Annotated in this window: 26 protein-coding genes; 13 read left to right on the top strand and 13 right to left on the bottom strand. The window is 73.2% G+C overall.

All coding sequences use genetic code 11. The features are described from left to right. Positions 1-2: 2 nt before the first annotated feature. Entirely contained in the window at positions 3-923 is a 921-nt protein-coding gene (locus ABGB18_RS18720) for a glycosyltransferase (RefSeq protein WP_347696794.1), read from the bottom strand. Continuing rightward, entirely contained in the window at positions 920-1,510 is a 591-nt protein-coding gene (locus ABGB18_RS18715; protein ID WP_347696793.1) for an HAD-IIIA family hydrolase, read from the bottom strand. Before ABGB18_RS18715 ends, ABGB18_RS18720 begins: the two co-directional genes overlap by 4 nt. A gap of 173 nt (positions 1,511-1,683) precedes the next feature. Here ABGB18_RS18715 and ABGB18_RS18710 point away from each other — a divergent pair, with 173 nt between their 5' ends. From ABGB18_RS18710 to ABGB18_RS18670, 9 genes are read left to right on the top strand one after another with little or no spacing between them, the layout of a single operon-like run. Continuing rightward, complete coding sequence (locus ABGB18_RS18710; protein WP_347696792.1) at positions 1,684-3,324, top strand: carbamoyltransferase C-terminal domain-containing protein; 1,641 nt, start codon at positions 1,684-1,686, stop codon at positions 3,322-3,324. Continuing rightward, the gene (locus ABGB18_RS18705; RefSeq protein ID WP_347696791.1) at positions 3,321-4,331 is read left to right on the top strand and encodes a glycosyltransferase; all 1,011 of its coding nucleotides are present in this window, start codon (positions 3,321-3,323) and stop codon (positions 4,329-4,331) included. Before ABGB18_RS18710 ends, ABGB18_RS18705 begins: the two co-directional genes overlap by 4 nt. After that, positions 4,328-5,404: a glycosyltransferase family 9 protein gene (locus tag ABGB18_RS18700; protein WP_347696790.1), complete on the top strand. Its 1,077-nt coding sequence runs from the start codon at positions 4,328-4,330 to the stop codon at positions 5,402-5,404. Before ABGB18_RS18705 ends, ABGB18_RS18700 begins: the two co-directional genes overlap by 4 nt. Then, the gene (locus ABGB18_RS18695; protein ID WP_347696789.1) at positions 5,401-6,588 is read left to right on the top strand and encodes a glycosyltransferase; all 1,188 of its coding nucleotides are present in this window, start codon (positions 5,401-5,403) and stop codon (positions 6,586-6,588) included. Before ABGB18_RS18700 ends, ABGB18_RS18695 begins: the two co-directional genes overlap by 4 nt. 2 nt (positions 6,589-6,590) lie before the next feature. Further along, the gene (locus tag ABGB18_RS18690) at positions 6,591-7,139 is read left to right on the top strand and encodes an SIS domain-containing protein (protein ID WP_347696788.1); all 549 of its coding nucleotides are present in this window, start codon (positions 6,591-6,593) and stop codon (positions 7,137-7,139) included. Further along, complete coding sequence (locus ABGB18_RS18685; RefSeq protein ID WP_347696787.1) at positions 7,136-8,467, top strand: PfkB family carbohydrate kinase; 1,332 nt, start codon at positions 7,136-7,138, stop codon at positions 8,465-8,467. The genes ABGB18_RS18690 and ABGB18_RS18685 overlap by 4 nt, the downstream gene beginning before the upstream one ends. Beyond that, entirely contained in the window at positions 8,464-9,147 is a 684-nt protein-coding gene (locus ABGB18_RS18680) for an SDR family oxidoreductase (RefSeq protein WP_347696786.1), read from the top strand. The genes ABGB18_RS18685 and ABGB18_RS18680 overlap by 4 nt, the downstream gene beginning before the upstream one ends. Beyond that, complete coding sequence (locus tag ABGB18_RS18675; protein ID WP_347696785.1) at positions 9,138-10,010, top strand: glycosyltransferase family 9 protein; 873 nt, start codon at positions 9,138-9,140, stop codon at positions 10,008-10,010. The genes ABGB18_RS18680 and ABGB18_RS18675 overlap by 10 nt, the downstream gene beginning before the upstream one ends. After that, on the top strand, positions 10,007-10,969 hold the full coding sequence (locus tag ABGB18_RS18670) for a UDP-glucuronic acid decarboxylase family protein (protein ID WP_347696784.1): 963 nt from the start codon (positions 10,007-10,009) through the stop codon (positions 10,967-10,969). The genes ABGB18_RS18675 and ABGB18_RS18670 overlap by 4 nt, the downstream gene beginning before the upstream one ends. Positions 10,970-10,976: 7 nt before the next feature. Here the strand turns inward: ABGB18_RS18670 and ABGB18_RS18665 are convergent, their stop codons facing one another. The 6 genes from ABGB18_RS18665 to ABGB18_RS18640 all read right to left on the bottom strand — a co-directional run bounded on the left by ABGB18_RS18665 (position 10,977) and on the right by ABGB18_RS18640 (position 16,109). Then, positions 10,977-11,924, bottom strand: a complete 948-nt coding sequence (locus tag ABGB18_RS18665; RefSeq protein ID WP_347696783.1) for an NAD(P)-dependent oxidoreductase — start codon at positions 11,922-11,924, stop codon at positions 10,977-10,979. Between the two features lie 157 nt (positions 11,925-12,081). Then, positions 12,082-13,305: a cysteine--1-D-myo-inosityl 2-amino-2-deoxy-alpha-D-glucopyranoside ligase gene (gene mshC / locus ABGB18_RS18660; protein ID WP_347696782.1), complete on the bottom strand. Its 1,224-nt coding sequence runs from the start codon at positions 13,303-13,305 to the stop codon at positions 12,082-12,084. Positions 13,306-13,315: 10 nt separating this feature from the next. After that, positions 13,316-13,963 carry an NRDE family protein gene (locus ABGB18_RS18655; RefSeq protein ID WP_347696781.1) on the bottom strand — a complete coding sequence of 216 codons (648 nt, stop codon included), beginning with the start codon at positions 13,961-13,963 and terminating at the stop codon, positions 13,316-13,318. 140 nt (positions 13,964-14,103) lie between these two features. Further along, complete coding sequence (locus ABGB18_RS18650; protein ID WP_347696780.1) at positions 14,104-14,868, bottom strand: SCO1664 family protein; 765 nt, start codon at positions 14,866-14,868, stop codon at positions 14,104-14,106. Beyond that, positions 14,865-15,413, bottom strand: coding sequence for a DUF3090 domain-containing protein (locus ABGB18_RS18645; protein WP_347696779.1), 549 nt, complete (start codon positions 15,411-15,413; stop codon positions 14,865-14,867). The genes ABGB18_RS18650 and ABGB18_RS18645 overlap by 4 nt, the downstream gene beginning before the upstream one ends. Before the next feature lie 9 nt (positions 15,414-15,422). After that, the gene (locus tag ABGB18_RS18640) at positions 15,423-16,109 is read right to left on the bottom strand and encodes an MSMEG_4193 family putative phosphomutase (protein ID WP_347696778.1); all 687 of its coding nucleotides are present in this window, start codon (positions 16,107-16,109) and stop codon (positions 15,423-15,425) included. 64 nt (positions 16,110-16,173) lie between these two features. Between ABGB18_RS18640 and ABGB18_RS18635 the strand changes: the two genes are divergently transcribed. After that, positions 16,174-17,121 carry an aldo/keto reductase gene (locus ABGB18_RS18635; RefSeq protein WP_347696777.1) on the top strand — a complete coding sequence of 316 codons (948 nt, stop codon included), beginning with the start codon at positions 16,174-16,176 and terminating at the stop codon, positions 17,119-17,121. Between the two features lie 127 nt (positions 17,122-17,248). After that, a complete protein-coding gene (locus tag ABGB18_RS18630) occupies positions 17,249-18,082 on the top strand; it encodes a hypothetical protein (protein WP_347696776.1) in 834 nt (277 codons plus the stop codon). 172 nt (positions 18,083-18,254) lie between these two features. On the opposite strand, the gene fabI is transcribed toward ABGB18_RS18630, so the two are convergent. Together fabI and ABGB18_RS18620 are read right to left on the bottom strand one after the other, a co-directional pair. Beyond that, a complete protein-coding gene (fabI, locus tag ABGB18_RS18625; protein WP_347696775.1) occupies positions 18,255-19,016 on the bottom strand; it encodes an enoyl-ACP reductase FabI in 762 nt (253 codons plus the stop codon). A gap of 2 nt (positions 19,017-19,018) precedes the next feature. After that, on the bottom strand, positions 19,019-19,714 hold the full coding sequence (locus ABGB18_RS18620; RefSeq protein ID WP_347696774.1) for a beta-ketoacyl-ACP reductase: 696 nt from the start codon (positions 19,712-19,714) through the stop codon (positions 19,019-19,021). 77 nt (positions 19,715-19,791) lie between these two features. On the opposite strand from ABGB18_RS18620, the gene ABGB18_RS18615 reads away from it, so the two are divergent. Both ABGB18_RS18615 and ABGB18_RS18610 read left to right on the top strand, forming a co-directional pair. Continuing rightward, positions 19,792-21,285 (top strand): TldD/PmbA family protein, encoded by a 1,494-nt coding sequence (locus tag ABGB18_RS18615; protein WP_347696773.1) that lies wholly within the window; start codon positions 19,792-19,794, stop codon positions 21,283-21,285. 62 nt (positions 21,286-21,347) lie between these two features. Next, positions 21,348-22,703: a metallopeptidase TldD-related protein gene (locus ABGB18_RS18610; protein WP_347696954.1), complete on the top strand. Its 1,356-nt coding sequence runs from the start codon at positions 21,348-21,350 to the stop codon at positions 22,701-22,703. Positions 22,704-22,781: 78 nt separating this feature from the next. On the opposite strand, the gene ABGB18_RS18605 is transcribed toward ABGB18_RS18610, so the two are convergent. The 3 genes from ABGB18_RS18605 to ABGB18_RS18595 are packed head-to-tail and all read right to left on the bottom strand — an operon-like array spanning position 22,782 to position 24,648. Beyond that, positions 22,782-23,357 (bottom strand): hypothetical protein, encoded by a 576-nt coding sequence (locus ABGB18_RS18605; protein WP_347696772.1) that lies wholly within the window; start codon positions 23,355-23,357, stop codon positions 22,782-22,784. Between the two features lie 10 nt (positions 23,358-23,367). Then, complete coding sequence (locus ABGB18_RS18600; protein WP_347696771.1) at positions 23,368-24,393, bottom strand: linear amide C-N hydrolase; 1,026 nt, start codon at positions 24,391-24,393, stop codon at positions 23,368-23,370. 42 nt (positions 24,394-24,435) lie between these two features. Continuing rightward, entirely contained in the window at positions 24,436-24,648 is a 213-nt protein-coding gene (locus tag ABGB18_RS18595; RefSeq protein WP_347696770.1) for a dodecin, read from the bottom strand. Between the last annotated feature and the right edge of the window lie 71 nt (positions 24,649-24,719).

The raw sequence follows: 24,719 nt of genomic DNA, 5'->3' as shown, positions 1-24,719 counted from the left end.
CGTCATGCCCCCGAAAGCAGCCGGTCCCAGTCCGCGAGGAACCGGCCGAGCCCGTAGCGGGCCAGCGCGGCGGTCCTGGCGGCCTTGCCGGCCTGGCTCGCGCGCTCGTGGTCGGTCACGAAGTCGTGCAGGGCGCCGGCGAGCACGTCCACCCGGGTGGACAGGACGCCCGCCTCCGGCGGCACGGCCTCGACCGCCTCGGTGGCGGCCAGCGCGACCACCGGCAGGCCCAGGGTCATGGCCTCGATGAGGGCCAGCCCGAGCGAGGTCCAGCGGTAGGGGTGCAGATAGACGCGGCGCCGGGCGAGCTCGGCGTGCATGGCGTGCTGGGGCAGGTCCTCGTACGTGGTGTACGGAAGCCCGGCCACCTTCATCCCGAACACGTCGAGGGGCACCCGCGCGGCGAAGCGCGGCAGCAGGTCGGTCCCCGCGACCCTGGCGCGGCGTACCGGCTCGTTGACCACCACGCCGGCCCTGGGCAGTTCGCCGGTGTAGAGGTGGCCGGGGTCGGGCACGCCGTGCTCGACGACGCGCGTGCGGGCCCGGCCGTTGTCCCAGTAGACCTCGTTGAAGTGGGTGACGTGCACCAGCGCGAGGTCGCTCTGCCCGGCCAGCGGATGCCGGGTGCGCGGTACGTCGCCCGCGGGGGTGTTGTGCTCGACGTAGACGCCGGGCACGTCGCGGCCGAGCCACTCGCGGGCCAGCTCCGGCTCGTGCGGGCGCTGGTAGACGGCCACGTCGACGGTTTCGTCGCGGAGCCGGTCCCACGGCACCTCCCGGACCGACACGGGCCAGTCGTATGTACGCGCCCGCCCCCGGCCGTCGGGACCACGGCCGGGGACGAGCGGAAGCGTGTAGTCGTGCCCGCCCTGGACGAAGGCGTTGGTCCACGAGCCGTGGACGTGCCACAGGAGGATCCTCACCACCGGCTCCAGCCCATGGCCCGGGCCCAGGGCGCCGACACGGCCGGCACCGGGCCCGCCACGTCGCTCAGCACCCGGTCCACGACGTCGATGAGATCGTCCGCCACCTCGGCGGCCTCCTCGATCTCCTCCCGGCGCGTCTGCGGTGTCGGCACCAGGATGCCGCGGGCCCCCGCCGCCCTGGCCGCCTCCATGTCCCTGCCGATGTCGCCCACGACCACGCAGTCGCGGGGGCTGACGTCGAGCACGGCGGCCGCCCTGATCACGAGCCCGGGCGCGGGTTTGCGGCACGTACAGCCGTCGTTGTCGTCGTGCACGCAGATCGCCCACGCGTCGAACGGCCCGAGCAGCTCCTCCACCCTGGCGTTCACCTGGTCCATGTCGTCCGGCGACAGCAGGCCCCTGGCCACGCCGGACTGGTTGGTGACCACGGCCACCGGCACGTCGGCCCTGCGCAGCCGGCCCAGTGCCTCCGCGGCGCCCGGCATGGGCTCGACCAGCCTCGGGTCACCGTTGTAAGGCACGTCCCTGATCAAGGTCCCGTCCCGGTCGAAGAGCACGGCGCCGGGACGTCGCTTCTCGAACAACTCTCACCTCCGTCGCGTGCCGGGCCAGCTACCCGGGGGCCGACCCGGCAAACAACTACCCAGAGTGACCAAACGATAGAAGCATGGCGCATTTCAGCAGGTCAGTCAGTACGTCAGGTTTGAGCACCGCTTCTCTCGGTAGCGGTTCTCGGCAGTGTGTGAGGGAGGGGATCATGAGGTTTCTTGGCATCAACGCGATCTTTCACGACCCGGCCGCCGCACTCGTGGTCGACGGCGAGATCGTGGCCGCGGCGGAGGAGGAGCGCTTCAGCCGCCGCAAGCACGGCAAGCGGCCGCTGGCGTTCTCCGCGTGGGAGCTGCCGGAGCAGGCCGCCGCGTGGTGCCTGCGCGAGGCGGGGCTCGGCCCGGAGGACATCGACGCCGTGGCCTACTCCTACGACCCGGCGCTCGTGACCGGCCGGCCGGACGGCGACTGGGAGGACCTGCGCACGAGGTACGCGGTGCGCGCCCCCGCCTTCCTGGCCACGGCGCTGCCGGGGCTGGATCCCGCCCGGGTCTCGTACGTGCCGCACCACGTGGCGCACGCCGCCTCGGCCGGGCTGGCCGCCCGGTGGTCGTCGGGGCGGGACTGCGCGGTGCTGGTGTGCGACGGGCGCGGCGAGAGCGTCTCCCACCTGGCGGGCCGCTACCGCGACGGCGAGCTGGAGGTGCTGGCCGCCCAGGAGCTGCCGCACTCGCTCGGCCTCATGTACGAGGACGTCACCGAGCACCTCGGCTTCCTGCGCTCCAGCGACGAGTACAAGGTGATGGCGCTGGCCTCCTACGGCCGGCCGCGGCACCTGGAGTCGCTGCGCGAGCTCATCTACCCGACCGGCGACGGCGGGTTCCGGGTCGAGCCGATCGACTGGGGCGGCTACGCCAAGGCCCTGCCCAAGGACGCGCCCTGGACCTCCGACCACGCCGACCTGGCCGCCAGCGTGCAGGCGCGGCTGGAGGAGGTGCTGCTGGAGCTGGCCCGCTGGCTGCACGAACGCACCGGCGAGCGGCGGCTCGCGCTGGCCGGCGGGGTGGCGCTGAACTGCGTGGCCAACACCCGGCTGCTGGCCGAGGGGCCGTTCGACGAGGTGTGGGCGCAGCCTGCCGCGGGCGACTCGGGCACGGCGCTGGGCGGGGCGCTGCACCTGGCCCAGGCCCACGGCGAGCCGGCCGGGCCGATGCCGGGCGCGGCGCTCGGGCGCGGGTTCACCGACGAGGAGCTGGGGGCCTGGCTGGACGTGGCCCGGGTGCCGCACACGCGGCCCGCCGACCTGGCCGCCGCCGTGGCCGCCGAGCTGGCCGCCGACCGGATCGTGGCCTGGTTTCAGGGGCGGTCGGAGTATGGGCCGCGCGCGCTCGGGCACCGGTCGCTGCTGGCCCATCCCGGGTACGCGCACAACACCGAGCGGCTGAACGACGTCAAGGGGCGCGAGCAGTTCAGGCCCGTCGCGCCGATGGTACTGGAGTCGCGGGCCGCCGGGATCTTCGGGCGGGGGCCGGTGCCGTCGCCGTACATGCTGTTCGTGCACGACGTGCATCCGGACTGGAGGGACCGCGTTCCCGCGGTGGTGCACGTGGACGGGACGGCGCGCGTCCAGACGGTCGCGCCGGCGGAGGAACCGCTGATGGCGCGGGTGCTGGCCGAGTTCGAGGCGCTGACGGGGCTGCCCGTGGTGGTCAACACCAGCCTGAACACGGCCGGGCGGCCCATGGTGGACGATCCCCGGGACGCGCTGGAGTGTTTCGGGTCCGCGCCGGTGGACGTGCTGGCGCTGGGGCCGTACCTGGTGCGGCGCGGGGAGGTGTTCGCTTCGTGATCACCGTGGTGATCCCCACCGTGGGGCGGCAGACGCTGCGCTCGACGCTCGCGGCCGTGGGCGCCGGGCTGCCGGTGATCGTGGTGGACGACCGGCCGGCCGGCGACGCCCTGGCGGGACTGCCCGAGCACGTGCGGGTGGTGCGGTCGGGCGGCCGGGGGCCGGCGGCGGCGCGCAACGCCGGGTGGCGGGCCGCGGACACGCCCTGGGTGGCGTTCCTGGACGACGACGTGGTCCCCATGGCCGGGTGGGCCGAGGCGGTCTGGAAGGACCTGGTGGACCTGCCCGGCGACGTGGCGGGCAGCCAGGGGCGCATCGTGGTGCCGCCGCCCGCCGGCCGGGCGCCCACCGACGCCGAGCGGCACACGGCCGGGCTGGCCTCGGCGCTGTGGGTGACCGCCGACATGGCCTACCGGCGTTCGGCGCTGGAGTCGCTGGGCGGGTTCGACGAGCGGTTCCCCCGGGCGTACCGGGAGGACGCCGATCTCGCGCTGCGGGCCCGGCGGGCGGGGCACCGGCTGGTCAGGGGCCGGCGGGTGACGGAGCATCCGGTGCGCCAGGACGGGTTCTGGGCGAGCGTGCGCTTCCAGCGGGGCAACGCCGACGACGCGCTCATGCGACGCCTGCACGGCCCGGGCTGGCGGGCGGACATCGGCGGGGTGCCCGGCCGGTTGCGGCTGCACGCGCTGACGACCGCCGCGGGCCTGGCGGCGGTGGTCCTCGCCCTGACCGCGGGCGCCTCGCGGGCGCGCGGCGGCGGGCTCCCGCTGAGCGGATCGCCGGGGCAGGCAAGGCCGGCGGGCGGGTCGCCGGGGCGGGGGACGGCGGTCGCGGCGGGGCTGCTGGCGGGCGTGTGGGGGGTGTCGACCGGCGAGTTCGCGTGGCGGCGGATCGCGCCGGGGCCGCGTACCGCCGGTGAGGTGGCGCGGATGGTCGTCACCAGCGCGGTGATCCCGCCGGTCGCCTGCGCGCACCGGCTGTGGGGGGAATGGAGGGCGCGGAGATGAGAGCTCGCACCGGCGCACCCGCGGCCCGCCGTGGTGCCGGGGATCGGGGGCGGGTGCTGGTGGCGCGGCTGGACGACGCCGGTGACGTGCTGCTGGCCGGGCCCGCCGTCAGGGCCGTGCGTACGCTGGCCCGCGAGGTGGTCTTCCTGGCCGGTCCGAACGGCAGGGCCGCCGCCGAGCTGCTGCCCGGCGTGGACCGCGTGATCGAGTGGCGGGCGCCGTGGATCGACCACACTCCGCCGCCCGTCACCGGCGGCCAGGTCGCCGCCCTGGTGGCCGGCCTCGGCGGGGTGGACGAGGCGGTCGTGCTGACCTCGTTCCACCAGTCGGCGCTGCCGCTGGCGCTGCTGCTCAGGCTGGCCGGGGTGAGCCGGATCACGGCCATCAGCAACGACTACCCGGGCTCCCTGCTCGACGTCCGGCACGTCGTGGACGAGAGCGCCGACGTGCCGGAGGCGGAGCGCATGCTGGCGGTCGCCGGGGCGGCCGGGTTCGGGCTGCCGAAGGGCGACGACGGCAAACTCGCTGTTCAGCGGCCATTGCCGGATATATCTGGATTTCTCGGGCACCACCTAGGCGTCGGCACCGATGCCGGCAAAGGCACGTATGTCGTGGTGCACCCAGGGACCTCGGCCCCCGCCCGCACCTGGCCCGCCGACCGGCATCGGCAGACCGTACGGGAGCTGGTCGAAGACGGGCACCAGGTCGTCGTGACCGGAACCGAACGTGATCTCACCGCCTACGTCGCCGGCGCCCTCGCCGCCGACCTCGGCGGCATGACCACATTCGCCGAACTGGCCGCCGTGATCGAAGGCGCCGATGTGCTCGTGGCCGGCAACACGGGCCCGGCGCACCTTGCCGCGGCGGTCGGCACCCCGGTCGTGAGCCTGTTCGCCCCGGTCGTCCCGGCAGCGCGGTGGGCCCCGTACGGCGTGCCCTTCACGTTGCTCGGCGACCAGCGGGCGCCCTGTCGAGGAAGCAGGGCGCGCGACTGCCCGGTGGCCGGGCATCCGTGCCTGTCCCAGGTGACCAGTGAGCAGGTGGTCAAGGCAGTGAGGGAGCTGACTCAGTGAAGGTCGATCTCATCTCCGAGCACGCGGACCCGCTGGCCGTGGTCGGCGGCGTCGACTCGGGCGGCCAGAACGTGCACGTCGCCGCACTCGCCGTCGCGCTGGCCGAGCGCGGGCACACGGTCGTCATCCACACCCGGCGTTCCTCGGCGTCCCAGCCCGCGTCGGTGCCCCTGGCGCCGGGCGTCACGGTCGAATACGTCACGGCCGGTCCCCCGGTCTCCCTCTCGAAGGACGAGCTGCCCCCGTACATACCGGAGTTCACCGCCCGGCTGGCCGACCGCTGGGCCGCGCGCCCGCCCGACATCGTGCACGCGCACTTCTGGATGAGCGGGCAGGCGGCGCTGGGGGCGGCCGGCGGGGTGCCGGTGGTGCAGACCTTCCACGCGCTCGGCACGGTCAAGCGGCGCTGGCAGGGCGCCGCGGACACCAGCCCGGCGCACCGGATCGGCGCCGAGCGCGAGATCGGCAAGCGGGCCGACGCCGTGCTGGCGACCTGCAGCGACGAGGTACGCGAGCTGTGCGCGATGGGCATCCCCGAACGGCGCGTCTCGGTGGTGCCGTGCGGGGTGGACCTGTCGGTGTTCCGCCCGGAGGGGCCGGTGGCGCCGCGGCCCGGCGGGGCGACGGTGCTGAGCATCGGCCGGATGGTGCCGCGCAAGGGCGTGGACACCGTGATCAGGGCGCTGCGCCTGCTCCCCGGCACCGAGCTGGTGGTCGCGGGCGGGCACCCGGACGACGCCGAGGCCGTCAGGCTGCGCGAGCTGGCCGTCGCGAACGCGGTGGAGCGGCGCGTGCACCTGATCGGCAGCGTGCCGCGCGAGCACGTGCCCGCGCTGATGCGCGCGGCCGACGTGGTGGTGACGGTGCCCTGGTACGAGCCGTTCGGCATGGTGCCGATCGAGGCGATGGCGTGCGGCGTGCCGGTCGTCGCCTCGGCGGTCGGCGGGCACCTGGACACGGTCGCGGGCTGCGGCGTGCTGGTGCCGCCACGCCGCCCGCGGGCCCTGGCCAGGGCGCTGCGGGAGGTGCTGGGGGATCCGGGCAGGCGCGAGGAGCTCGGAGCGGCGGGAGCCCGGCGGGCCCGCGAGCGGTACGGCTGGGCACGCGTGGCCGAGCTGACCGAAGCGGTGTACACGCAGGTCATCGATGGCAAGGTCTGCCGTCTGGCGGCCCTGGGGGGTTGATCATGGATGCTCATCTGGAAAAGCTCTGGAACGCCTTGGAGAAGATCGATGACCACGTGGTCACCGTCAGGGCCTGGGGCGGCAAGCTGGCCGGCGTACTGACCGCCGGGGGCAGGCTGCTGGCCTGCGGCAACGGTGGCTCGGCGGCCGAGGCGCAGCACCTGACGGCCGAGCTGGTCGGCAGGTTCAGGGACGACCGGCGGCCGTACGCGGCCATCCCGCTGCACGCCGACGGCTCGTCGCTGACGGCCATCGCCAACGACTTCGGCCCCGAGGAGATGTACGCCCGCCAGGTGCGGGCGCACGGCCGCCCGGGGGACGTGCTGCTGTGCCTGTCCACCAGCGGTGGCAGCCCGAACGTCCTGGCGGCGGCCCGGGCGGCGCAGGAGCTCGGGATCGTGTCCTGGTCCATGACGGGTCCCGCGCCGAACCCGCTGGCCGACCTCTGCGACGAGGCGGTCGCCGTCCCGGCCGAGGAGACGGCCACCGTCCAGGAGGTGCACCTGGCGATGATCCACCTGCTCTGCGACGCGCTGGAGGATGCGCTGTGACGGATCCGCTGGTGATCGTCGGCGACACGTTGCTGGACGTGGATGTCGAGGGGCCGGCTGAGCGGCTCTGCCCGGACGCGCCGGTGCCGGTGGTCGACGTGGCCGCCGAGCAGGCGCGCCCGGGCGGGGCCGGGCTGGCCGCGCTGCTGGCGGCCCGCGAGGGCGCCGACGTCGTGCTGATCACGGCGATCGGCGACGACGCCGACGGGCACCGCCTGTGCGGGCTGCTGTCGGAGGAGGTCGAGCTGGTACGGCTGCCGCTGCAGGGCCGTACCGTGCGCAAGGCCAGGGTCAGGTCGGGCGGCCAGACGCTGCTCAGGCTGGACACCGGCGACGGCCTGGCCCGGTACGCCCCGGCCCAGGAGGCCCGCGAGGCGATCGGCCGCGCGGGCGCGGTGCTCGTGTCGGACTACGGCAGGGGCGTCGCCGGGATGGCCGGCGACCTGCTGCGCGAGGTCTCCGTACCGGTGGTGTGGGACCCGCATCCCCGGGGCGAGCGGCCGATCCCCGGGTGCGCGCTGCTGACGCCGAGCGAGGCGGAGGCACGTGGCTGGTGCCCGGCCTGCCGGGGCCCCGACCAGGCGGCCCGCCGTCTGGTGCGGGACATGCGGGCCGGAGCGGTGGCCGTCACGACGGGGGCTCGCGGGGCCGTGCTGGCCGTCGAGGGCGGCCCGCTGACCAAGGTGCCACCGCCGATGACGGCCGCCGGCCGGGACGCGTGCGGCGCGGGCGACCGGTTCGCCGGCGCCGCGGCGCTGGCGCTGCGTGACGGCGCCGGCGCCGTGGAGGCGGTCACCGCCGGCGTGGCCGCGGCCTCGCGGTTCGTGGCGCGCGGCGGGGCCGCCGGGGTCCGGGTCCAGGAGCAGCGGCTGGGTGACCGGCCGCGCACGGCGCTGGAGGTGGCCCGGCTGACCCGCGGGTACGGCGGCCGCCTGATCGCCACCGGCGGCTGCTTCGACCTGCTGCACGCGGGCCACGTGAGCCTGCTGCGGCGGGCCAGGGCGCTGGGCGACGCGCTCGTCGTCTGCGTCAATTCCGACGACTCGGTACGCAGGCTGAAGGGCCCCGCCAGGCCCATCGTGGACGTGCGCGACCGGGTCGAGGTGCTCAGGGCGCTGAGCTGCGTGGACGCGGTGCAGGTGTTCGAGGAGGACACCCCCGCGGCCGTGATCGAGCTGCTGCGCCCCGACGTATGGGTGAAGGGCGGCGACTACGAGGGGGAAGTGCTGCCCGAATCCGAGATCCTCGGCAGGCTCGGCGCGGAGACCGTCGTGCTGAGCACGCTGCCGGGGCGTTCGACCACCAACCTGATCAGGGAGATCCGATGAACATATTGATCACCGGCGGCGCCTCCGGGCTCGGCCGGGCCACCGCGGAGGCCGTGGAGAAGGAGGGCTGGCGTCCGCTGGTCGTCGACGTCCGGCAGCCCGACCAGCGCTCGAGCTCCGTCGATCACGTCACAGCCGACCTGGCCGACCGGAGGGAGGCCGAGCGGGCGGTACGCGAGCTCGCCGAGCGGGCCGGCGGGCTGGACGGTGTGGTCACGGCCGCGGGCATCGACGCGTGCGGCCGCCTGGAGGACGTGCCCGCCGCCGACTGGGAGCGGGTCATCCAGGTGAACCTGCTGGGCACCGCCGCGGTCGTCCGGGCGGCGCTGCCGTACCTGAAGCACACCCGCGGCAAGGTCGTCACCTGCGCCTCGACGCTGGGGCTGCGGCCGCTGAGCGACGCCTCGGCGTACTCGGCGTCGAAGTTCGGCGTGGTCGGCTTCACCAGGGGGCTGGCCATCGAGCTGCGCGGGGAGGTGGGGGTGACGCTGCTCATCCCCGGCGGCATGCGGACGAGCTTCTTCGACGGCCGGCCCGAGCAGTACAAGCCGGGGCCGGAGGCGGGGCTGAACGACCCGGCGGACGTGGCGCAGGCGGTGGTGTTCGCGCTGCGGCAGCCGGCCGGATGCGAGGTGAGGGAGCTGGTGGTCTGCCCGTCCACGGAGACGTCATGGCCCTAGACCTGCTCGTGCTGCGCGGGCTCGGCCTGGGCGACCTGCTCACGGCCGTGCCCGCGCTGCGGGCGCTGCGCCAGGAGTTCCCCCGGCACCGGATCACGCTGGCGGCACCGCGGGCGCTGGAGGCCCTGCTACCGCTGACCGGCGCGGTGGACGCGCAGGTGGACGTGCGGGGACCGGGTCCGGTGCCGTTCGAGCGGCCGGACATCGCGGTGAACCTGCACGGGCGCGGCCCGCAGAGCACCGACGCGCTGCGGCGCGCCGGCCCGGGGCGGCTGATCAGCTTCGGCACCGGGCCGCCGTGGCAGGACGGGGTGCACGAGGTGCGGCGCTGGTGCGGCCTGCTGGAGTGGTACGGCATCGCCGCCGACCCGGCGGACCTGACGCTGGGCGTCTCGGACCGGACGGGTCCGGCGATCGTGCACCCGGGAGCGGCCTTCCCGGCGCGGCGCTGGCCACCGGAGCGTTTCGCCGAGGTCGCCGCCGCCCTGGACGACGTGGTCGTCACGGGCAACGCCGACGAGGTGCCGCTGGCCGAGCGGGTCACCGAGCTGGCGGGGCTGCCGCCGGCGCGCATGCTGGCCGGGCGTACGTCGCTGGCCGGCCTGATCGACCTGGTCAGCAGGTCGAAGCTGGTGGTCTGCGGCGACACCGGGGTCGCGCACCTGGCGACGGCGTTCTGCGTGCCGTCGGTGGTGCTGTTCGGGCCGGTCTCGCCGGCGTTGTGGGGTCCACCGCCCGGCTGGCGTCACGTGGCGCTGTGGGCGGGGCGGAGCGGGGATCCGCACGGCCGGCGGGTGGATCCCGGCCTGCTGCGGATCGAGGTTTCCGAAGTGGTCGACGCTGCCTTGGAGGTCACGTCATGAGGGCTCTGGTCACCGGAGGCGCCGGGTTCCTGGGGTCGTACCTGTGTGAACGGCTGCTGGACGCGGGGGCGGAGGTGGTCTGCATGGACAGCTTCCTGACCGGCGGGCCGCGCAACGTCGAGCACCTGCTCGACCGGCCGGCGTTCCGGATCGTCGAGTGCGACCTGACCGGCTACGTACACGTCAGCGGGCGGCTGGACCTCGTGCTGCACTTCGCCTCGGCCGCCTCCCCCGCCGACTACCTGCGCTACCCGATCGAGACCCTGCGGGTGGGCAGCGTCGGCACGCTGCACGCGCTGGGCCTGGCCAGGGAGAAGGGCGCCAGGTTCGTGCTGGCCTCCACCAGCGAGGTGTACGGCGACCCGCTCGAGCACCCCCAGCGCGAGACCTACTGGGGCAACGTCAACCCGGTCGGCCCGCGCAGCGTCTATGACGAGGCCAAGCGCTTCGCCGAGTCCCTGACCACCGCCTACCGCCACTCGCGCGGCACCGACACCGGCATCGTACGCATCTTCAACACCTACGGGCCCCGCATGCGGCCCTTCGACGGCCGGGCGATACCGACGTTCATCCGGCAGGCGCTCACGGGCGAGCCGATCACCATCACCGGGGACGGCTCGCAGACGCGCTCCATCTGCTACGTCGACGACACCGTGTCCGGCATCCTGGCCATGGCCCGGAGCGACTTCATGGGCCCGGTCAACATCGGCAACCCCAACGAGCTGACGATGCTGGAGCTGGCCACGATGGTCAGGGACCTGGCGGGGTCGGCGTCGGAGATCGAGTTCATCGACCGTCCGGCCGACGACCCGAAGGTCCGGCGGCCGGACACGTCGCTGGCGGCGGAGCGGCTGGGCTGGCAGGCCCGGGTGCCTGCCACGGAGGGGCTGAAACGCACGATCGAGTGGTTCGCCGCCGAACTCGCCACGGCCGACGGCCTCGAAAAGCTGCGGGTCTGAGGGGGTTTCAGAGCGGGTTGCCCGCGCGCAGCCAGGCGAGGTAGTCGGCGGTGGCCCGCTCGGTGTCGTAGGCGGGCTCATAGCCGGTGTCCGCGCGCAGCCGGCTGATGTCGAGACAGGTGAGCGGGGCGTCGCGGCCCTCCGGCAGGTCCACCCGGGCGTCCGGGACGACCCTCCGGATCGCCGCGGCGACCTCGCCGTTGGTCGTGGCCCGCCCCGAGGCCACGTTGTACGTGCGGTGCCGCAGCCGGCCGGCCAGTTGCAGCAGCGCGATGGCCCGCCCGCAGTCCTTGGCGTAGCACAGGTCGATCCCGTCGCCCGCGCGGCCGCCCGCGAACCCCGTGGACAGGTCGGGGGCGGTGCCACGGGCCGCCGCGTGCACGAGCTGGGGCGCGGCGAAGAACGGCGACGGGGTGTGGCCGAGCGGGCCCCAGATGGCGCCGATGCGGTAGTTGACCACGTCGAGGCCCATGGTGCCGGCCAGGTGGTCGGTGATCAGCTCGCCGATCTTCTTGAAGGCCGGGATCGGGTGGCCGGCCGTCATCGGCAGCGGCACGTCCTCGGGCAGCGGGCCGCCGGCGGTGACGCCGCCGTACACGCCGATCGTGCTGGCCACGCCGACCCGGCCCACCTGCCATTCCCGGGCGGCCTCGAACACGTTGAACAGCGTCTCCAGCGCCCTGCGCGCACCGTCGAGCGGCTCGTGCGCGCCGGGCGGCCAGGGCATGGATCCGGCGAGGTGGACGATGCCGGTGATCTCGTGGCGGCGGCCGATGTCCAGGAGCGCCTTCAGGTCGGCGAGGTCGGCCTGCTCGGCGAAGACGCGGCCGGCCGGGAGGTGGGCGGGCGTCGCGGCGGACCTGCGCTGGACGAGCACGCAGGACTCGCCCAGGTCGAGCAGGGCGCGGGTGGTGTGCGTGCCGATGAAGCCCAGCCCGCCGGTGATCAGAATCATGGGACCCATCCATCAGTCGTTAAAATCATCAGTAAAGCTGACAATCAGCATAGCGACCGGCATCGGCGATGTCCATCCGCGAGCGGTTCGTCCTGGGGATGACAAAGCCCCGCGCCACGAGGTGCGCGGGGCCTGAAGGTGGGTCTCGGTGGGTGGGTCAGAGGGCGATGCCGAGCAGGGCGTCGGCCAGATCCTTGACCAGGGTGGGGGCGGACGGGTCGGGGCCGCCCTCGGACAGGGCCCGCTCGGCCCAGGCGTCCACGGCGGCCAGCGCGCCCGGCGCGTCGAGGTCGTCGGCCAGGCGCTCGCGCACCTCGGCCAGCAGGTCCTCGGCGCGCGGCCCCGAGGGCAGCGCGACGGCCGAGCGCCACCGCTCCAGCCTGCGCTCGGCGGCCTCGATCAGCGCCGGCACGTATTCCCAGTCCGCGCGGTAGTGGTGGGCCAGCAGGACGAGCCTGATGGCCATCGGGTCGTGCTCCTGGCGCAGCTTGGAGACGAAGACCAGGTTGCCCTTGGACTTCGACATCTTCTCGCCGTCGAGCGCCACCATGCCCGCGTGCACGTAGAACTTGGCGAACGGCCACTCGCCGGTGGCGGCGTGCCCCTCCGAGGCACCGCACTCGTGGTGCGGGAAGACCAGGTCGGAGCCGCCCCCGGCGAGGTCGTAGCCGGCGCCCAGGTGGTCCAGGGCGATGGCGGTGCACTCGATGTGCCACCCGGGACGGCCCCGGCCCAGCGGGGTGTCCCAGACGGGCTCGCCGGGCCGCTCGGCCCGCCACAGCAGCCAGTCGAGCGGGTGCCGCTTGTCCGGCCGCTCCGGGTCGCCGCCGCGCTCGGCGAACAGGGCCGGCATCTCGGCCTCGTCGTAACCGGACACCTGGCCGAACTTGGGGGCGTCGGCCACGCTGAAGTAGACGTCGCCGTCGAGGTCGTAGGTGACGCCCTTGGCGGTGAGCTTGGAGATCAGATCCGCGACCCGGTCGACGACCTCGGTGACGCCGACGTAGTCACGCGGCGGCACGATCCGCAGCGCCTCCATGTCCCTGCGATAGAGCTCGATCTCCCGCTCGGCCAGGTGCCGCCAGTCGACGCCCGTCTGGGCCGCCCGCTCCAGCAGGGGGTCGTCCACGTCGGTGGTGTTCTGTGTGTAGTGGACCTCGTGGCCCGCGTCACGCCAGATCCGGCCGACGAGGTCGAAGGCGAGGTAGGTGTTGGCGTGGCCGAGGTGGGTGGCGTCGTAGGGGGTGATGCCGCAGACGTACATCCTGGCGGTCGGGCCGGGGTCGGTCTGCCTCACCTGCTTGGCGGAGGTGTCGTAGAGCCGCAGTGGAACGCTCTCACCGGGGAGCTTCGGGATGTTCGGGGCAGACCACGATCTCATGTCCTTGAGCCTATCTATCCTGATCAGCGGTCAGGTCGGTGAAGTCGTACGTCACACCGTCGGGCGCGAGCGTCACCTCCATCACCGCCAGGGAGGCGAAGACGCGGCCGTCGGGCAGGTCGTGCCGGACGATGAGGGCGCCCGGTTCGGACGACGGCTCCACCGTGATCAGCTCCTTCCAGGGCTCGGCCTCGAACCTGGGCAAGTAGGCGATCACCCGCTCGCTCGCCGGGTCCAGTCCCGAGTTGACCACCATGCTGGTGCCCTCGGGCAACTCGGAGACAGCCGTCCGCCTGCCGTCCCAGCTCAGCATGCGGACCCGCGCCGGGTCGGCGACCACCAGATGGAACGGGTCATAGCGGGTCAGGTCGGCCGAGGGCAGCTCCCCCGTGTACGCCGCCCGCAGCGCCAGGTCGCCACGCGAGACCCTGCTCACCTCCGCGGCGGCCGCACCGTGGCCGTTGAGCAGCGCGGCGGCGCGCGAGGCCGCCGGGTTGACGGCCAGCCAGGTGCCGCCCGCCTTGAGGTCACGCCCGCCGATCACGCCCGGGTATTCCGGCCAGTGCTCCCCCGGCCCCTCCCACGGACGGTCGGCGAACTCGTCCCTGACGCCCATGAGCGTCAACGGCCGCCCGGTTCTCACGATCAGCGTGCACATGGGCAAAGAGTAATAAAAGCGTTGGAGCCAGCCGACAGCGGATGCCCCTCAGGAGGCAGCGGGTCCGCCTGACGGCCGGACGGAGGGCCGGCGCCGACGGGGCGGCGCCGACGAGGCGGGGTGGGACGGGATCGGGCGGGTCAGATGGGGGGCCAGGGGATGGCGGGCCAGCCCTCCGACGGGTACGGGTGCACGCCGGTGTCCAGCAGCTTCCTGACCCGTTGCCAGGTGGCCTCCACCTCGGCCGGCGACAGCAGCTCGCGCAGCCTGCGCCCGAGCGCGCCCGACTCAAGGTCGCGCTCCAGCTTGGCCAGCACCGCCACCGCCTCGCGGGACAGCGGCTTGCCGCGCCACTGCCAGAGCACGGTGCGCAGTTTGTTCTCGACGGAGAAGCAGACACCGTGGTCGACCCCGAAGACGTGGCCCGTGGGCAGCGGCAGCAGGTGCCCGCCCTTGCGGTCGGCGTTGTTGACCACCGCGTCGAACACGGCCATCCGGCGTACGACCGGGTTGCGGCTCCTGACCAGCCGCATGAGGTCGATCTCGCGTTCGGTGTCGATCCAGAGCTGGCACATGCCGGGCCCGAAGGGGCCCTCGCGGTAGACCGTGGGGGGCACGATGCGCCAGCCGGTCGCCTGGGACACCTCGAACGCGGCCACCTCGCGGGCGGCGAGGGTGCCGTCGGGGAAGTCCCACAGCGGCCGCTCGCCGCGTACCGGCTTGTAGACGCAGGCGACCGAGCGGGAGCCCAGTTTGACCGAGCAGTAGAGCGTCATGTTGGTGGCCTCGACGAGGCGCCCCGCCACCTCCAGGCGGCCGTCACGCAGGAGTGTGAGGGCGTCCTCGTCCGTGGGGGCCGACGGGTGGGCTGGCTTGATGGCCGGTTCGCTCTCCGGAGCGGTCATGAAGCCGCCTCACCTCCGCGGTAGCCGTTGAGACGGACACAGACGTGCCCGGTGGCGTCGAGCGGCTGTCCGCAGAGGGGACACGGCGGGCGGCCCGCCGCGACGATCTGGAGGGCCCGCTGGGTGAAGGCACGCGCCGCGCCCGCGCTGATGCGCACCCGCAGCACCGCGGGGTCGGGGCTCTCGAGGTCGTCCTCGTCGACGACCTCCTGTGCCTCTATCACCACCTGCGATTTCTCCGCGTCCCAGGCCAGCGCCATGGTGCCGACGCGAAACTCCTCCGCGACAGGCGCGTCGAGAGGTGCCTCGTCGTTCAGGTCGGCGGGGGCCATCGCGGGCACGCCCGCGGTCCCCCCGCTCAGCCGCAACACCTCGTCGAGCAGCTCGTCGAGCCTGCCCGCGAGTGCGGCGACCTGCAGCTTCTCCAGCGCCACCGTGGTCAGTCTGCCCTCGGCCCTGGCCTGCAGAAAAAAGACCCGTGCGCCTGGCTGCCCCAAGGCACCGGCGACGAACCTCTCTGGTGGGTCGTAGTCGAAGACCGGCATAGCCTGACCTTACGTGGTTCCGGGTCCGCCGCCGACGGCGGCATCGCTCCCGGTGATGTTTTCTCCCCCGTCTTTCTCCTCCGAATCCTCGGGAAGCCGCAATTCCCCCATGTCGTTAACCCTGAGAACAAAGGGACGCAAGGGGGCATAGCGAATGACGGTGAGAGCCGCCGGATCAGCTGTTATCCGTTGAAAGTGATCGAGGTGGAGGCCCAGAGCGTCCGCGACGATCGCCTTGATGACGTCGCCGTGGCTGCAAACCAGGTAGACAGCCTTCTCCCCCAGACGCTGATTCCACCCCCGGACCGCCGCGACGGCCCGGTGCTGCATCTCGGCCAGCGACTCCCCTTCCGGAAAGGTCGCGGCGCTCGGGTGGGCCTGTACGACCTGCCACAACGGCTCCTGGGCGAGCTCCTTCAACGGCCGTCCGGTCCACGTCCCGTAGCCGCACTCGATGAAGCCCTCGTCGATCTCCACCCGCGTGTCGCGGTCCGCGGCGACCGCCTCGGCGGTTTCCCGGCAACGTTCGAGCGGGCTGGAGACAATGGCGTCGAGCCTGACGCCCGCGACGCGCCCGGCGAGCGCGGCGGCCTGCGCCCGGCCCGCCTGGCTCAGATGCACCCCCGGCGTGCGGCCGGCCAGCACCGGCCCGGTGAGATCCGTCAGCCCGTGCCGGGCCAGAAGCAACGTGGTCACCCACTTAGTGTCGCAGGCGTCGATCACAACGTTTCATCCACCTGAACGGTAACCTGGCGGGATCATGGAGCAGCGCTATGTCGGCCACAGCGGACTGTCGGTGTCCAGACTGGGGCTCGGCACGATGACCTGGGGGCGTGACACCGACGGGGACGAGGCGGCGGCCCAGCTCCGCACGTTCCTCGACGCGGGTGGAAACCTCGTCGACACGGCCGACGTCTACACCGGCGGCGACTCCGAGCGGCTCCTGGGCCGGTTGCTGCGCGACTCCGTGCCGCGCTCGGAGCTGGTGATCTCCACCAAGGCCGTGGTGACGCCCAACGGCCGCAGGCCGCGCGACGCCTCCAGGCGCCATCTGATCGCCGCGGTGGACGACTCGCTCAACCGGCTCGGGCTCGACTACGTCGACCTGTGGCAGCTGCACACGTACGATGCCGAGGTGCCCCTGGAAGAGACCCTGGCCGCGCTGGACGCCATCGTCTCCTCCGGCCGGGCCGTCTACGCGGGCGTCTGCGACTACGCGGGCTGGCAGCTCGCGGCCGCCGCGGTCACCCAGAGGATGATCCCCGGCCGCATCCCGATCACCTCGGCCCAGGTCGAATACTCGCTGCTGGCCCGCGAGCCCGAACGCGAGCTGCTGCCCGCCGCCGACCACCTGGGTGTCGGCGTGCTGGCCTGGTCGCCGCTGGGCCGGGGGGTGCTGACCGGCAAATATCGCACCGGCATCCCCTCCGACTCACGCGCCGCCACCCCGCACTTCGCCGACTTCGTCCGGCCCTACCTCGACGAGCGCAGCCGCAGCGTCGTCGAGTCCGTCATGACCGCCGCCGACGGGCTCGGCGTCTCCCCCCTGGCCGTGGCCCTGTCGTGGGTGCGCGACCAGCCGGGGGTGGCCTCGGCCATCGTCGGAGCCCGTACGCACGCGCAGCTCACCGGAGCCCTCCCGGCCGAGGACGTCGTGCTGCCCATAGAGATCCGAGAGGCCCTCGATGACGTGTCGTCGCTCGACTGACCAGGAAGAGGAGAGACTCTCGCGTATCACTACTCGATACCGAATCGCAACTTTACCTGGCAAACGCCTGCGTCTGACGTGCGATGTCCATAAAGATTTCCCCCGGAAGCGACGCAGGAGGGGACGGATGGGGAGCAGGACCGCGATCTCGGCTGGAGTTCTCGCGGTGGCGCTGGCGGCTGTCCCGGTGGCGGCTCCGGCCGCGTCGGCGGCCGCGCAGGACTGCACGCGCGACGGAGGACTGCTCTCGGGGGTGACCAACGCCCTGTGTGACGTCGTGAACGCGGTCACGGGGACGGTGGACAACCTCACCGGCGGGACGACCGATCCGGTGACCAAGGGCGTGGACAAGACCACTGACGAGGTGCTGGGGCGGGTCGGCGAGGCCGTGCCGACGGACAAGGACTCCCCCACACAGCAGGCCGATCCCTCGCCCAGGCCGACGACCGGCGCCGACGGGCTGGTGCCCGAGACGCTCAGGGATGTGTGCCTGCCGGCGGTGCTGGCCTGCGACGGGCGGGAGCCGGCGGCGACCGACACGCTCTCCCCCACCCCCTCGGCCGGGCACTCGCGGCGGCCGCCGCGCGAGGGGCGCGTCGAGCCGTCGCCGCCTTCCGCCACCCGGACGCCGGCGCGGCCGGAGAGCCGGCCGCAGCTCATCGAGACCAGGCAGCCGGTACGGGAGAAGGAGACGGCCTCGGCGGATGAGCCTCGGGTGGATCTGCTGTGGCCCAATCCGTTCGCGCACGAGCTGACGGTGCCGATGCAGGACCGGCGGGTGGTCCGGCCGAGCCCGCCCGCCTCTGACGTGCTGGGGACGGCGCTGACGATCGCCCTGCTGGGCTCGGCGGTGCTGGCCACCCGGATCGTGCAGCAGCGGCGCCACCAGGCGGAGCCGGCGGAATCGATCCCCTTCGAACCGGCCCGCGCCGGCAACGGCCGCCACCGCCTGGCCTCCTGACCCGCGCCACGCCCGGCCCGGACCACCGCCTGGTCCGGGCTGCGGGCGCCGCGTCCCGCCGAATCCCGGCCACGGGACCCATCCGGGTCGGCCCAGGGAGGCCCTGCCGGGCCCACCCTGCCCCCAGGGGTCGTGAGCCCCCGTTTGCGCACCGGCCGGGTGCGGGAAGGGGTCAGCCGATGGCGTGGAAGCCGCCGTCCACGTGGACGATCTCGCCCGTCGTGGCGGGGAACCAGTCGGACATCAGGGCGACGCAGGCCTTGGCGGCCGGGGTCGTGTCCGACAAATCCCAGCCCAGGGGGGCCTTGTCCGGCCAGCTGTCCTCGAAGTCCTTGAAGCCCGGGATCGACTTGGCCGCCATCGTACGCAGCGGACCGGCCGCCACCAGGTTGACCCGGATGTCGTGCGGGCCCAGGTCGCGGGCCAGGTAGCGGTTGCAGGACTCCAGGCCCGCCTTGGCCACGCCCATCCAGTCGTAGACGGGCCAGGCCTTGGTGGCGTCGAAGTCGATGCCGACCACCGAGCCGCCCTCCTTCATCAGCGGGAGGCAGGCGACCGCCAGGGACTTGAAGGAGTAGGTCGAGACCTGGAAGGCGGTGGCGACGTCCTCCCACGAGGTGTTGAGGAAGTTGCCGCCCAAGGCCGTCTGCGGCGCGAAGGCGATCGAGTGGACCACGCCGTCGAGGCCGTCCACGTGCTCGCCCACCCGGGCGGCCAGGGTGTCGAGGTGCTCGGTGTTCTGCACGTCGAGCTCCAGGACGGGCGCCGGGGTGGGCAGGCGCTTGGCGATGCGCTCCACCAGGCTCAGGCGGCCGAAGCCGGTGAGCACGACCGTGGCGCCCTCCTCCTGGGCCAGTTTGGCCACCGAGAACGCGATCGAGGCGTCCGTCAGCACGCCCGTGACCAGGATCCGCTTGCCTTCGAGAATTCCCACCGTCAGTGCCCCATTCCGAGTCCGCCGTCGACCGGGATCACGGCCCCGGTGATGTAGGAGGCGTCGTCGCTCGCCACGAAACGGACGACGCGTGCCACCTCTTCGGGCGTGGCCTGCCGCCCGAGAGGGATGTTGGAGACGATCGCGTCGTGGTCGAGCTCCGCCGTCATGTCGGTGGCGACGAAGCCGGGCGAGACCACGTTCACCGTGATGTTGCGCGAGCCGTATTCGCGCGCCAGCGAGCGGGCGAAGCCGACCAGACCGGCCTTGGAGGCGGCGTAGTTGGCCTGTCCCGCCTGGCCGGACAGGCCGATCACGGAGGAGATGAGGACGATCCGGCCGCGCTTGAGCTTCATCATCGGCCTGATCGCCCGCTTGGCGACGCGGTAGGCGCCGGTCAGGTTGGCGTCGATCACGTCGGTGAAGGTGTCTTCCTTCATCATCGCCAGCAGCGTGTCCTTGGTGATGCCGGCGTTGGAGACCAGCACCTCGACCGGGCCCTGCTCGGCCTCGACCTTGTCGAAGGCGGCCTCGACGTCGGCCATGCTGGTGACGTCACAGCGCACGCCGAACAGGCCCTCGGGCGGCTCCCCCGATCGGTAGGTGACGGCGACGGCGTCGCCGTTCGCGGAGAGTTCACGGGCGATGGCGAGGCCGATGCCCCGGTTGCCCCCGGTGACGAGTACTGAACGTGCCATGGAACCTGACGCTATCTCCTACCGGCGGGTATCCGCTTGTCCGGGAGGCACAAGATCACAGGGTTAGGATCGTGGACATGCGCCAGATCGATCCCGACTTCCTGGAACTGCCGCTGCGGCGGCTCGCGGACTCCGCCCTGCAGCGCGCCCGCGACCTCGGCGCCGAGCACGCCGACTTCCGGCTGGAACGTGTGCGAGCGGAAACGCTCAGTCTCTATGACGCCCGGCTCGAAGGCGCCATGGACGCCGACGACCTGGGCTATGCGGTCCGCGTCGTCAAGGGAGGCACGTGGGGCTTCGCCGCGGGCATCCACCTGACGGCCGAGGCCGCCGCGACCGTGGCCGAGCAGGCGGTACGCGTGGCGGAGGTGAGCGCGCCCGTCAACCGGGAGCCCATCGAGCTGGCCCGCGAGCCGGTGCACGCCGAGGCCGTGTGGGTGTCGGCCTACGACGTGGACCCGTTCGACGTGCCCTCGGCCGACAAGGTGAGCCTGCTGGCGGAGTGGTCGGCCGGGCTGCTGAAGGGCGCCGACCACGTCTCCGCGCGGCTGCTGCAGGTCAAGGAGCAGAAGTTCTACGCCGACACCGCCGGCACGGTCACCACGCAGCAGCGGGTGCGGATCCACCCCAGGCTCAACGCGATGAAGGCGGCCGGCAACGGCTTCGACGACATGTCGACCATCGCGCCGCCGGTCGGCCGCGGCTACGAATACCTGACGGGCACCGGCTGGGACTGGCCGGCCGAGCTGGCCAGGCTGCCCGAGCTGCTGGCGGAGAAGCTGGCGGCGCCCTCGGTCGAGGCGGGCGACTACGACCTGGTGGTCGACCCGTCCAACCTGTGGCTGACGATCCACGAGTCCATCGGCCACGCCACCGAGCTGGACCGGGCCCTCGGCTACGAGGCGGCCTACGCGGGCACCAGTTTCGCCACGTTCGACCAGCTCAACGAGCTGGTCTACGGCTCGCCGGTGATGAACGTGACCGGTGACAGGACGGTCACGCACGGCCTGGCCACGGTCGGGTTCGACGACGAGGGCGTGCAGGGGCAGAGCTTCGACATCATCAGGGACGGCGTCCTGGTGGGCTACCAGCTCGACCGGCGGATGGCGCTGATGAAGGGGTTCGGGCGGTCCAACGGGTGCGCGTTCGCCGACTCGCCGGGGCACATGCCGATCCAGCGCATGGCCAACGTGTCGCTGGCCGCGGCGCCCGGCGGGCCGTCGACCGACGAGCTGATCTCGGGGGTCGAGCGCGGCCTCTACATCGTCGGCGACAAGAGCTGGTCGATCGACATGCAGCGCTACAACTTCCAGTTCACCGGGCAGCGGGCGTACCGGATCCTGAACGGGAAGCTGGCCGGGCAGGTCAGGGACTTCGCCTACCAGGCGACGACGACGGATTTCTGGCAGTCGATGGAGGCCGTCGGCGGGCCGGACACCTACGTGCTCGGCGGCGCCTTCAACTGCGGCAAGGGCCAGCCGGGGCAGGTCGCGCCGGTGAGCCACGGCTGCCCGGCGGCGCTGTTCAGAGGCGTGCGGATCCTCAACACCGTGCAGGAGGGTGGGAAGTGAGCGAGCTCAGCGAGCGCGGATTCTCCGGAGGCGGGTCCGGCGTCCAGACCTCTCCGCAGGAGATGGTGGAGAGGGCGCTGGAGCTGTCCGCGAACGACGGTTGCGTGGTGCTGGTGGACGAGGGGTCCACGGCCAACCTGCGGTTCGCGGGCAACACGCTGACCACCAACGGCGTCGCCCGGTCCGCCCGGCTGACCGTGATCTCGATCGCGGGGCAGGGCGTCGGGGTGGTGTCCCGGGCGGCCGTACGCGACGAGCAGCTCGCCGACGTGGTGGCGGCGGCCGACGCGGCGGCGCGCGCGGCGCAGCCCGCCGAGGACGCCCGGGCGCTCGTCGAGGGCGGGCCGGCCTCGCCGCACTGGGACGAGGAGGTGCGGCCGACCGACATCGGAGTGTTCGAGGGGTTCGCGCCCGCGCTCGGCGAGGCGTTCGCGGCGGCGGAGTCCGGCGGCGGGAAGCTGTACGGGTTCGCCGAGCACTCGCTGACCTCGACGTTCCTCGGCACGTCCACGGGCCTGCGGCTGCGGCACGACCAGCCCACCGGGCGGCTGGAGCTCAACGCCAAGTCCTCCGACCTGAAGCGCTCGGCGTGGACGGGCGTGTCCACGGAAAACTTCACGGACGTGGACGTGACCGCGCTCGGCTCCGCGCTGGCGCGGCGCCTGGAATGGGCCAAGACCCGGGTGGACCTGCCCGCGGGGCGCTACGAGACGCTGCTGCCGCCGAGCGCGGTGGCCGACCTGATGATCTACCTGTTCTGGTCGGCGGGGGCCAGGGACGCGCTCGACGGGCGTTCGGTGTTCGCCAGGCCGGGCGGGGGGACGCGGGTGGGCGAGCGGCTCGCCACGTTGCCCGTGTCGCTGTCCAGCGATCCTGGCGCGGCCGGGATCACGTGCGCGCCGTTCGTGACGGCGCACGCCTCCAGCAGGGAGAGCTCGGTCTTCGACAACGGGCTGGCGCTCGGGCCGACCGACTGGATCAAGGACGGGCGGCTGGCGGCGCTGCTGCAGACGCGTTACTCGGCGGAGCTGAGCGGGCTGGCGGCGACACCGGGGATCGACAACCTGATCATGACGGGTCCGGCCGGCGGGCGGTCGCTGGAGGAGATGGTCGCCTCCACTCGGCGCGGCCTGCTCGTCACCTGCCTGTGGTACATCAGGGAGGTCGATCCGCAGACGCTGCTGTTGACCGGGCTGACCAGGGACGGGGTCTATCTGGTCGAGAACGGCGAGGTGGTCGGCGAGGTGAACAACTTCCGGTTCAACGAGAGCCCGGTGGACCTGCTCGGGCGGATGACCGAGGTGGGGGCGAGCGGGCGCACGCTGCCCCGGGAGTGGAACGACTACTTCCAGCGCACGATCATGCCGGCGGTGCGGGTGCCGGACTTCAACATGTCGACGGTGAGCCAGGCGAGCTGAGCGCGCCACGGGCGTGCCCGCCCCCGAGCGCGGGGGCGGGGGCGGCCGTCGGGGTCCGCGCGGGAGCGGGGGCGGCCGTCAGGGTTCGCGAGGGGTCGGGTGAGGGCCGAGGAGGGCGCCGAGGGCGTGGCTGAGGGCCTCGCCGAGTTCCTTCGCGCACACGTCGTAGCCCGCCGGCGGCCCGCCGTACGGGTCGCGGACCTCCGGCACCCGGCGCGGGCGGCGGCGCCCGGCGGCCGACAGCACGATCGCCCGCGCCCGCTCGGCCGTGTCCGAGCGGTGCCTGCGGTGTCCCTCGGCCGCCGCGAGCGCGGCGAACTCGGGCAGCGTGAACGTCCTGCGCTCGGCCGCCGGATCGAGGCCCACGGCCACGTCCCGGTGCCGGGCCTCCATCGTCAGCAGCAGGTCGGCCGACCTGACCAGGTCGAGGTCCAGCATCCTGGCCCGGTGCGCCCTGCCGTCGAGCCCCAGCCGGTCCAGGGTCGTGACCGCGTGCGGTGCCATCGCGTGGCCGACCAGCGCGGACACCCCGGCGCTCGCCGCCACCATGGGCATAGGTGAGGAGCGGAGCATCGCCCGGGTGATCACCTCCGCCATCGCTGAGCGGCAGATGTTCGCCGTGCAGACCAGCAGAATGCGGAACTCGTCGCTCACACCCGCCAACCTAGCCGCTCCCGTCCGCCGCCGAGAGGCGTACGTCGTGCACGCGGTCCCATTTCCGCGCCGTGACGATCCGGGCGGTGAGGTCGTCCTGGTCGTAGACGATCGACCACCGGGTGTGCACCTGGGCGACCCTCCTGAGCAGTTCCAGGGCCTCGGTGCCGGCGCCTTCGGCGAGCCTGCGGTAGCGGGCGTCGGCCAGCTTGGCGGCCCGGCCGGCCCCGGTCATCGTGATGTTGGTGAGGTAGCGGTCGTCGATGACGTTCATGCGGCCCTGGCCGTACTCGACGACCGCGGACCTGCCCGCCCGGTCGGCGATCAGGTAGTGCAGTTGGGGGCCGCCGGTGAAGTCGAGGTCGTAGCGGCGCATCAGGGCGATCGCCTCGGGCACGGTGGCGGCCCGGTCGAGCATCAGCCTGATGATCCGCACGCCGCTCACGGTGACGCGGCCGGGGGTCGGCTCGGGTAACCGCGCGTCGGGCGCCTGGGCCAGGCCGACGGCGAGCCCCTTCTCGTTCAGGCCGTCGAACGGGGTCAGCACCGCGTGCGCCAGCCGCCGCCGGTCCTGCGGGGCGTCCAGGTCCGGCCGGGCGCCCGGCGGGAACAGGTAGGAGACATCGGCCACGGAGACCGAGGCGTAGCCGTCCCGCGGGCTGTTGTGGACGATCATGGCGGGGTTGGGGTCCCAGTCGAAGTTCCTGCCGAACTCGCCGGGACGGTGGAACAGCGAGCACGCCCAGCCCTCGCCGCGCCTGGCCAGCTCGGCCTCGGTGAGCGGGGCCTCGGCCTGGTAGCCGCCGTGGTAGGTCATCTCGTACAGCGGCAGATCGTCCACCTGGCGCAGGCTCGCCGCCGTCCGGGTGATCTGGTCCCGCGTCTGGCTGAGAACCTCCTGGACGGCCGCGGAGGGGGGCGCCGGCGGCGCGGAGCGGCTCAGCGGCACCGGCGCCTCAGGGGCGCTCTCAGGCGCGCACGCCGCCGCCGAGGCCAGCGCCAGGGCCGACAACACCGCCACCGCAGGGGTCCGCATGGTCGTAGTGTGCCTTCCGGCGCCCGCCGTGTCACCGGTGGATCACGCGTCCTCGAGACGGAAGCCCACCTTCATGCCGACCTGGAAGTGCGCGACCTCGCCCGCGTCGATGTATCCGCGGATCTCCGTCACCTCGAACCAGTCGAGGTGACGCAGGGTCTGCGAGGCCCGCTTGACCCCGTTGCGGATGGCCTGGTCGACACTCTCCGCCGAGGTCCCGACGATTTCGGTGACCCGATACGTACGATCCGTCATCTCTACATCCTCCTTACTAGAAGGCCATGATCGCATGACCGCCGCCGTCGCCCAGGGGCCCCGTCGCGGGC

This window comes from Nonomuraea sp. B12E4, assembly GCF_039871825.1.
Classification (GTDB): Bacteria; Actinomycetota; Actinomycetes; order Streptosporangiales; family Streptosporangiaceae; genus Nonomuraea.
The sequence above is the reverse complement of the archived record's forward strand: the minus strand, read 5'-3'. Positions and strand labels throughout refer to the sequence as shown.

Bases quoted from the DNA above. Each gene is read 5' to 3' on its own strand.
- ABGB18_RS18710 (WP_347696792.1), top strand. From the start codon at position 1,684: ATGAGGTTTCTTGGCATCAACGCGATCTTTCACGACCCGGCCGCCGCA.
- ABGB18_RS18700 (WP_347696790.1), top strand. From the start codon at position 4,328: ATGAGAGCTCGCACCGGCGCACCCGCGGCCCGCCGTGGTGCCGGGGAT.
- ABGB18_RS18690 (WP_347696788.1), top strand. From the start codon at position 6,591: ATGGATGCTCATCTGGAAAAGCTCTGGAACGCCTTGGAGAAGATCGAT.
- ABGB18_RS18680 (WP_347696786.1), top strand. From the start codon at position 8,464: ATGAACATATTGATCACCGGCGGCGCCTCCGGGCTCGGCCGGGCCACC.
- ABGB18_RS18675 (WP_347696785.1), top strand. From the start codon at position 9,138: ATGGCCCTAGACCTGCTCGTGCTGCGCGGGCTCGGCCTGGGCGACCTG.
- ABGB18_RS18670 (WP_347696784.1), top strand. From the start codon at position 10,007: ATGAGGGCTCTGGTCACCGGAGGCGCCGGGTTCCTGGGGTCGTACCTG.
- ABGB18_RS18665 (WP_347696783.1), bottom strand. From the start codon at position 11,924: ATGATTCTGATCACCGGCGGGCTGGGCTTCATCGGCACGCACACCACC.
- mshC (WP_347696782.1), bottom strand. From the start codon at position 13,305: ATGAGATCGTGGTCTGCCCCGAACATCCCGAAGCTCCCCGGTGAGAGC.
- ABGB18_RS18655 (WP_347696781.1), bottom strand. From the start codon at position 13,963: ATGTGCACGCTGATCGTGAGAACCGGGCGGCCGTTGACGCTCATGGGC.
- ABGB18_RS18650 (WP_347696780.1), bottom strand. From the start codon at position 14,868: ATGACCGCTCCGGAGAGCGAACCGGCCATCAAGCCAGCCCACCCGTCG.
- ABGB18_RS18645 (WP_347696779.1), bottom strand. From the start codon at position 15,413: ATGCCGGTCTTCGACTACGACCCACCAGAGAGGTTCGTCGCCGGTGCC.
- ABGB18_RS18635 (WP_347696777.1), top strand. From the start codon at position 16,174: ATGGAGCAGCGCTATGTCGGCCACAGCGGACTGTCGGTGTCCAGACTG.
- ABGB18_RS18630 (WP_347696776.1), top strand. From the start codon at position 17,249: ATGGGGAGCAGGACCGCGATCTCGGCTGGAGTTCTCGCGGTGGCGCTG.
- ABGB18_RS18620 (WP_347696774.1), bottom strand. From the start codon at position 19,714: ATGGCACGTTCAGTACTCGTCACCGGGGGCAACCGGGGCATCGGCCTC.
- ABGB18_RS18615 (WP_347696773.1), top strand. From the start codon at position 19,792: ATGCGCCAGATCGATCCCGACTTCCTGGAACTGCCGCTGCGGCGGCTC.
- ABGB18_RS18610 (WP_347696954.1), top strand. From the start codon at position 21,348: ATGGTGGAGAGGGCGCTGGAGCTGTCCGCGAACGACGGTTGCGTGGTG.
- ABGB18_RS18600 (WP_347696771.1), bottom strand. From the start codon at position 24,393: ATGCGGACCCCTGCGGTGGCGGTGTTGTCGGCCCTGGCGCTGGCCTCG.
- ABGB18_RS18595 (WP_347696770.1), bottom strand. From the start codon at position 24,648: ATGACGGATCGTACGTATCGGGTCACCGAAATCGTCGGGACCTCGGCG.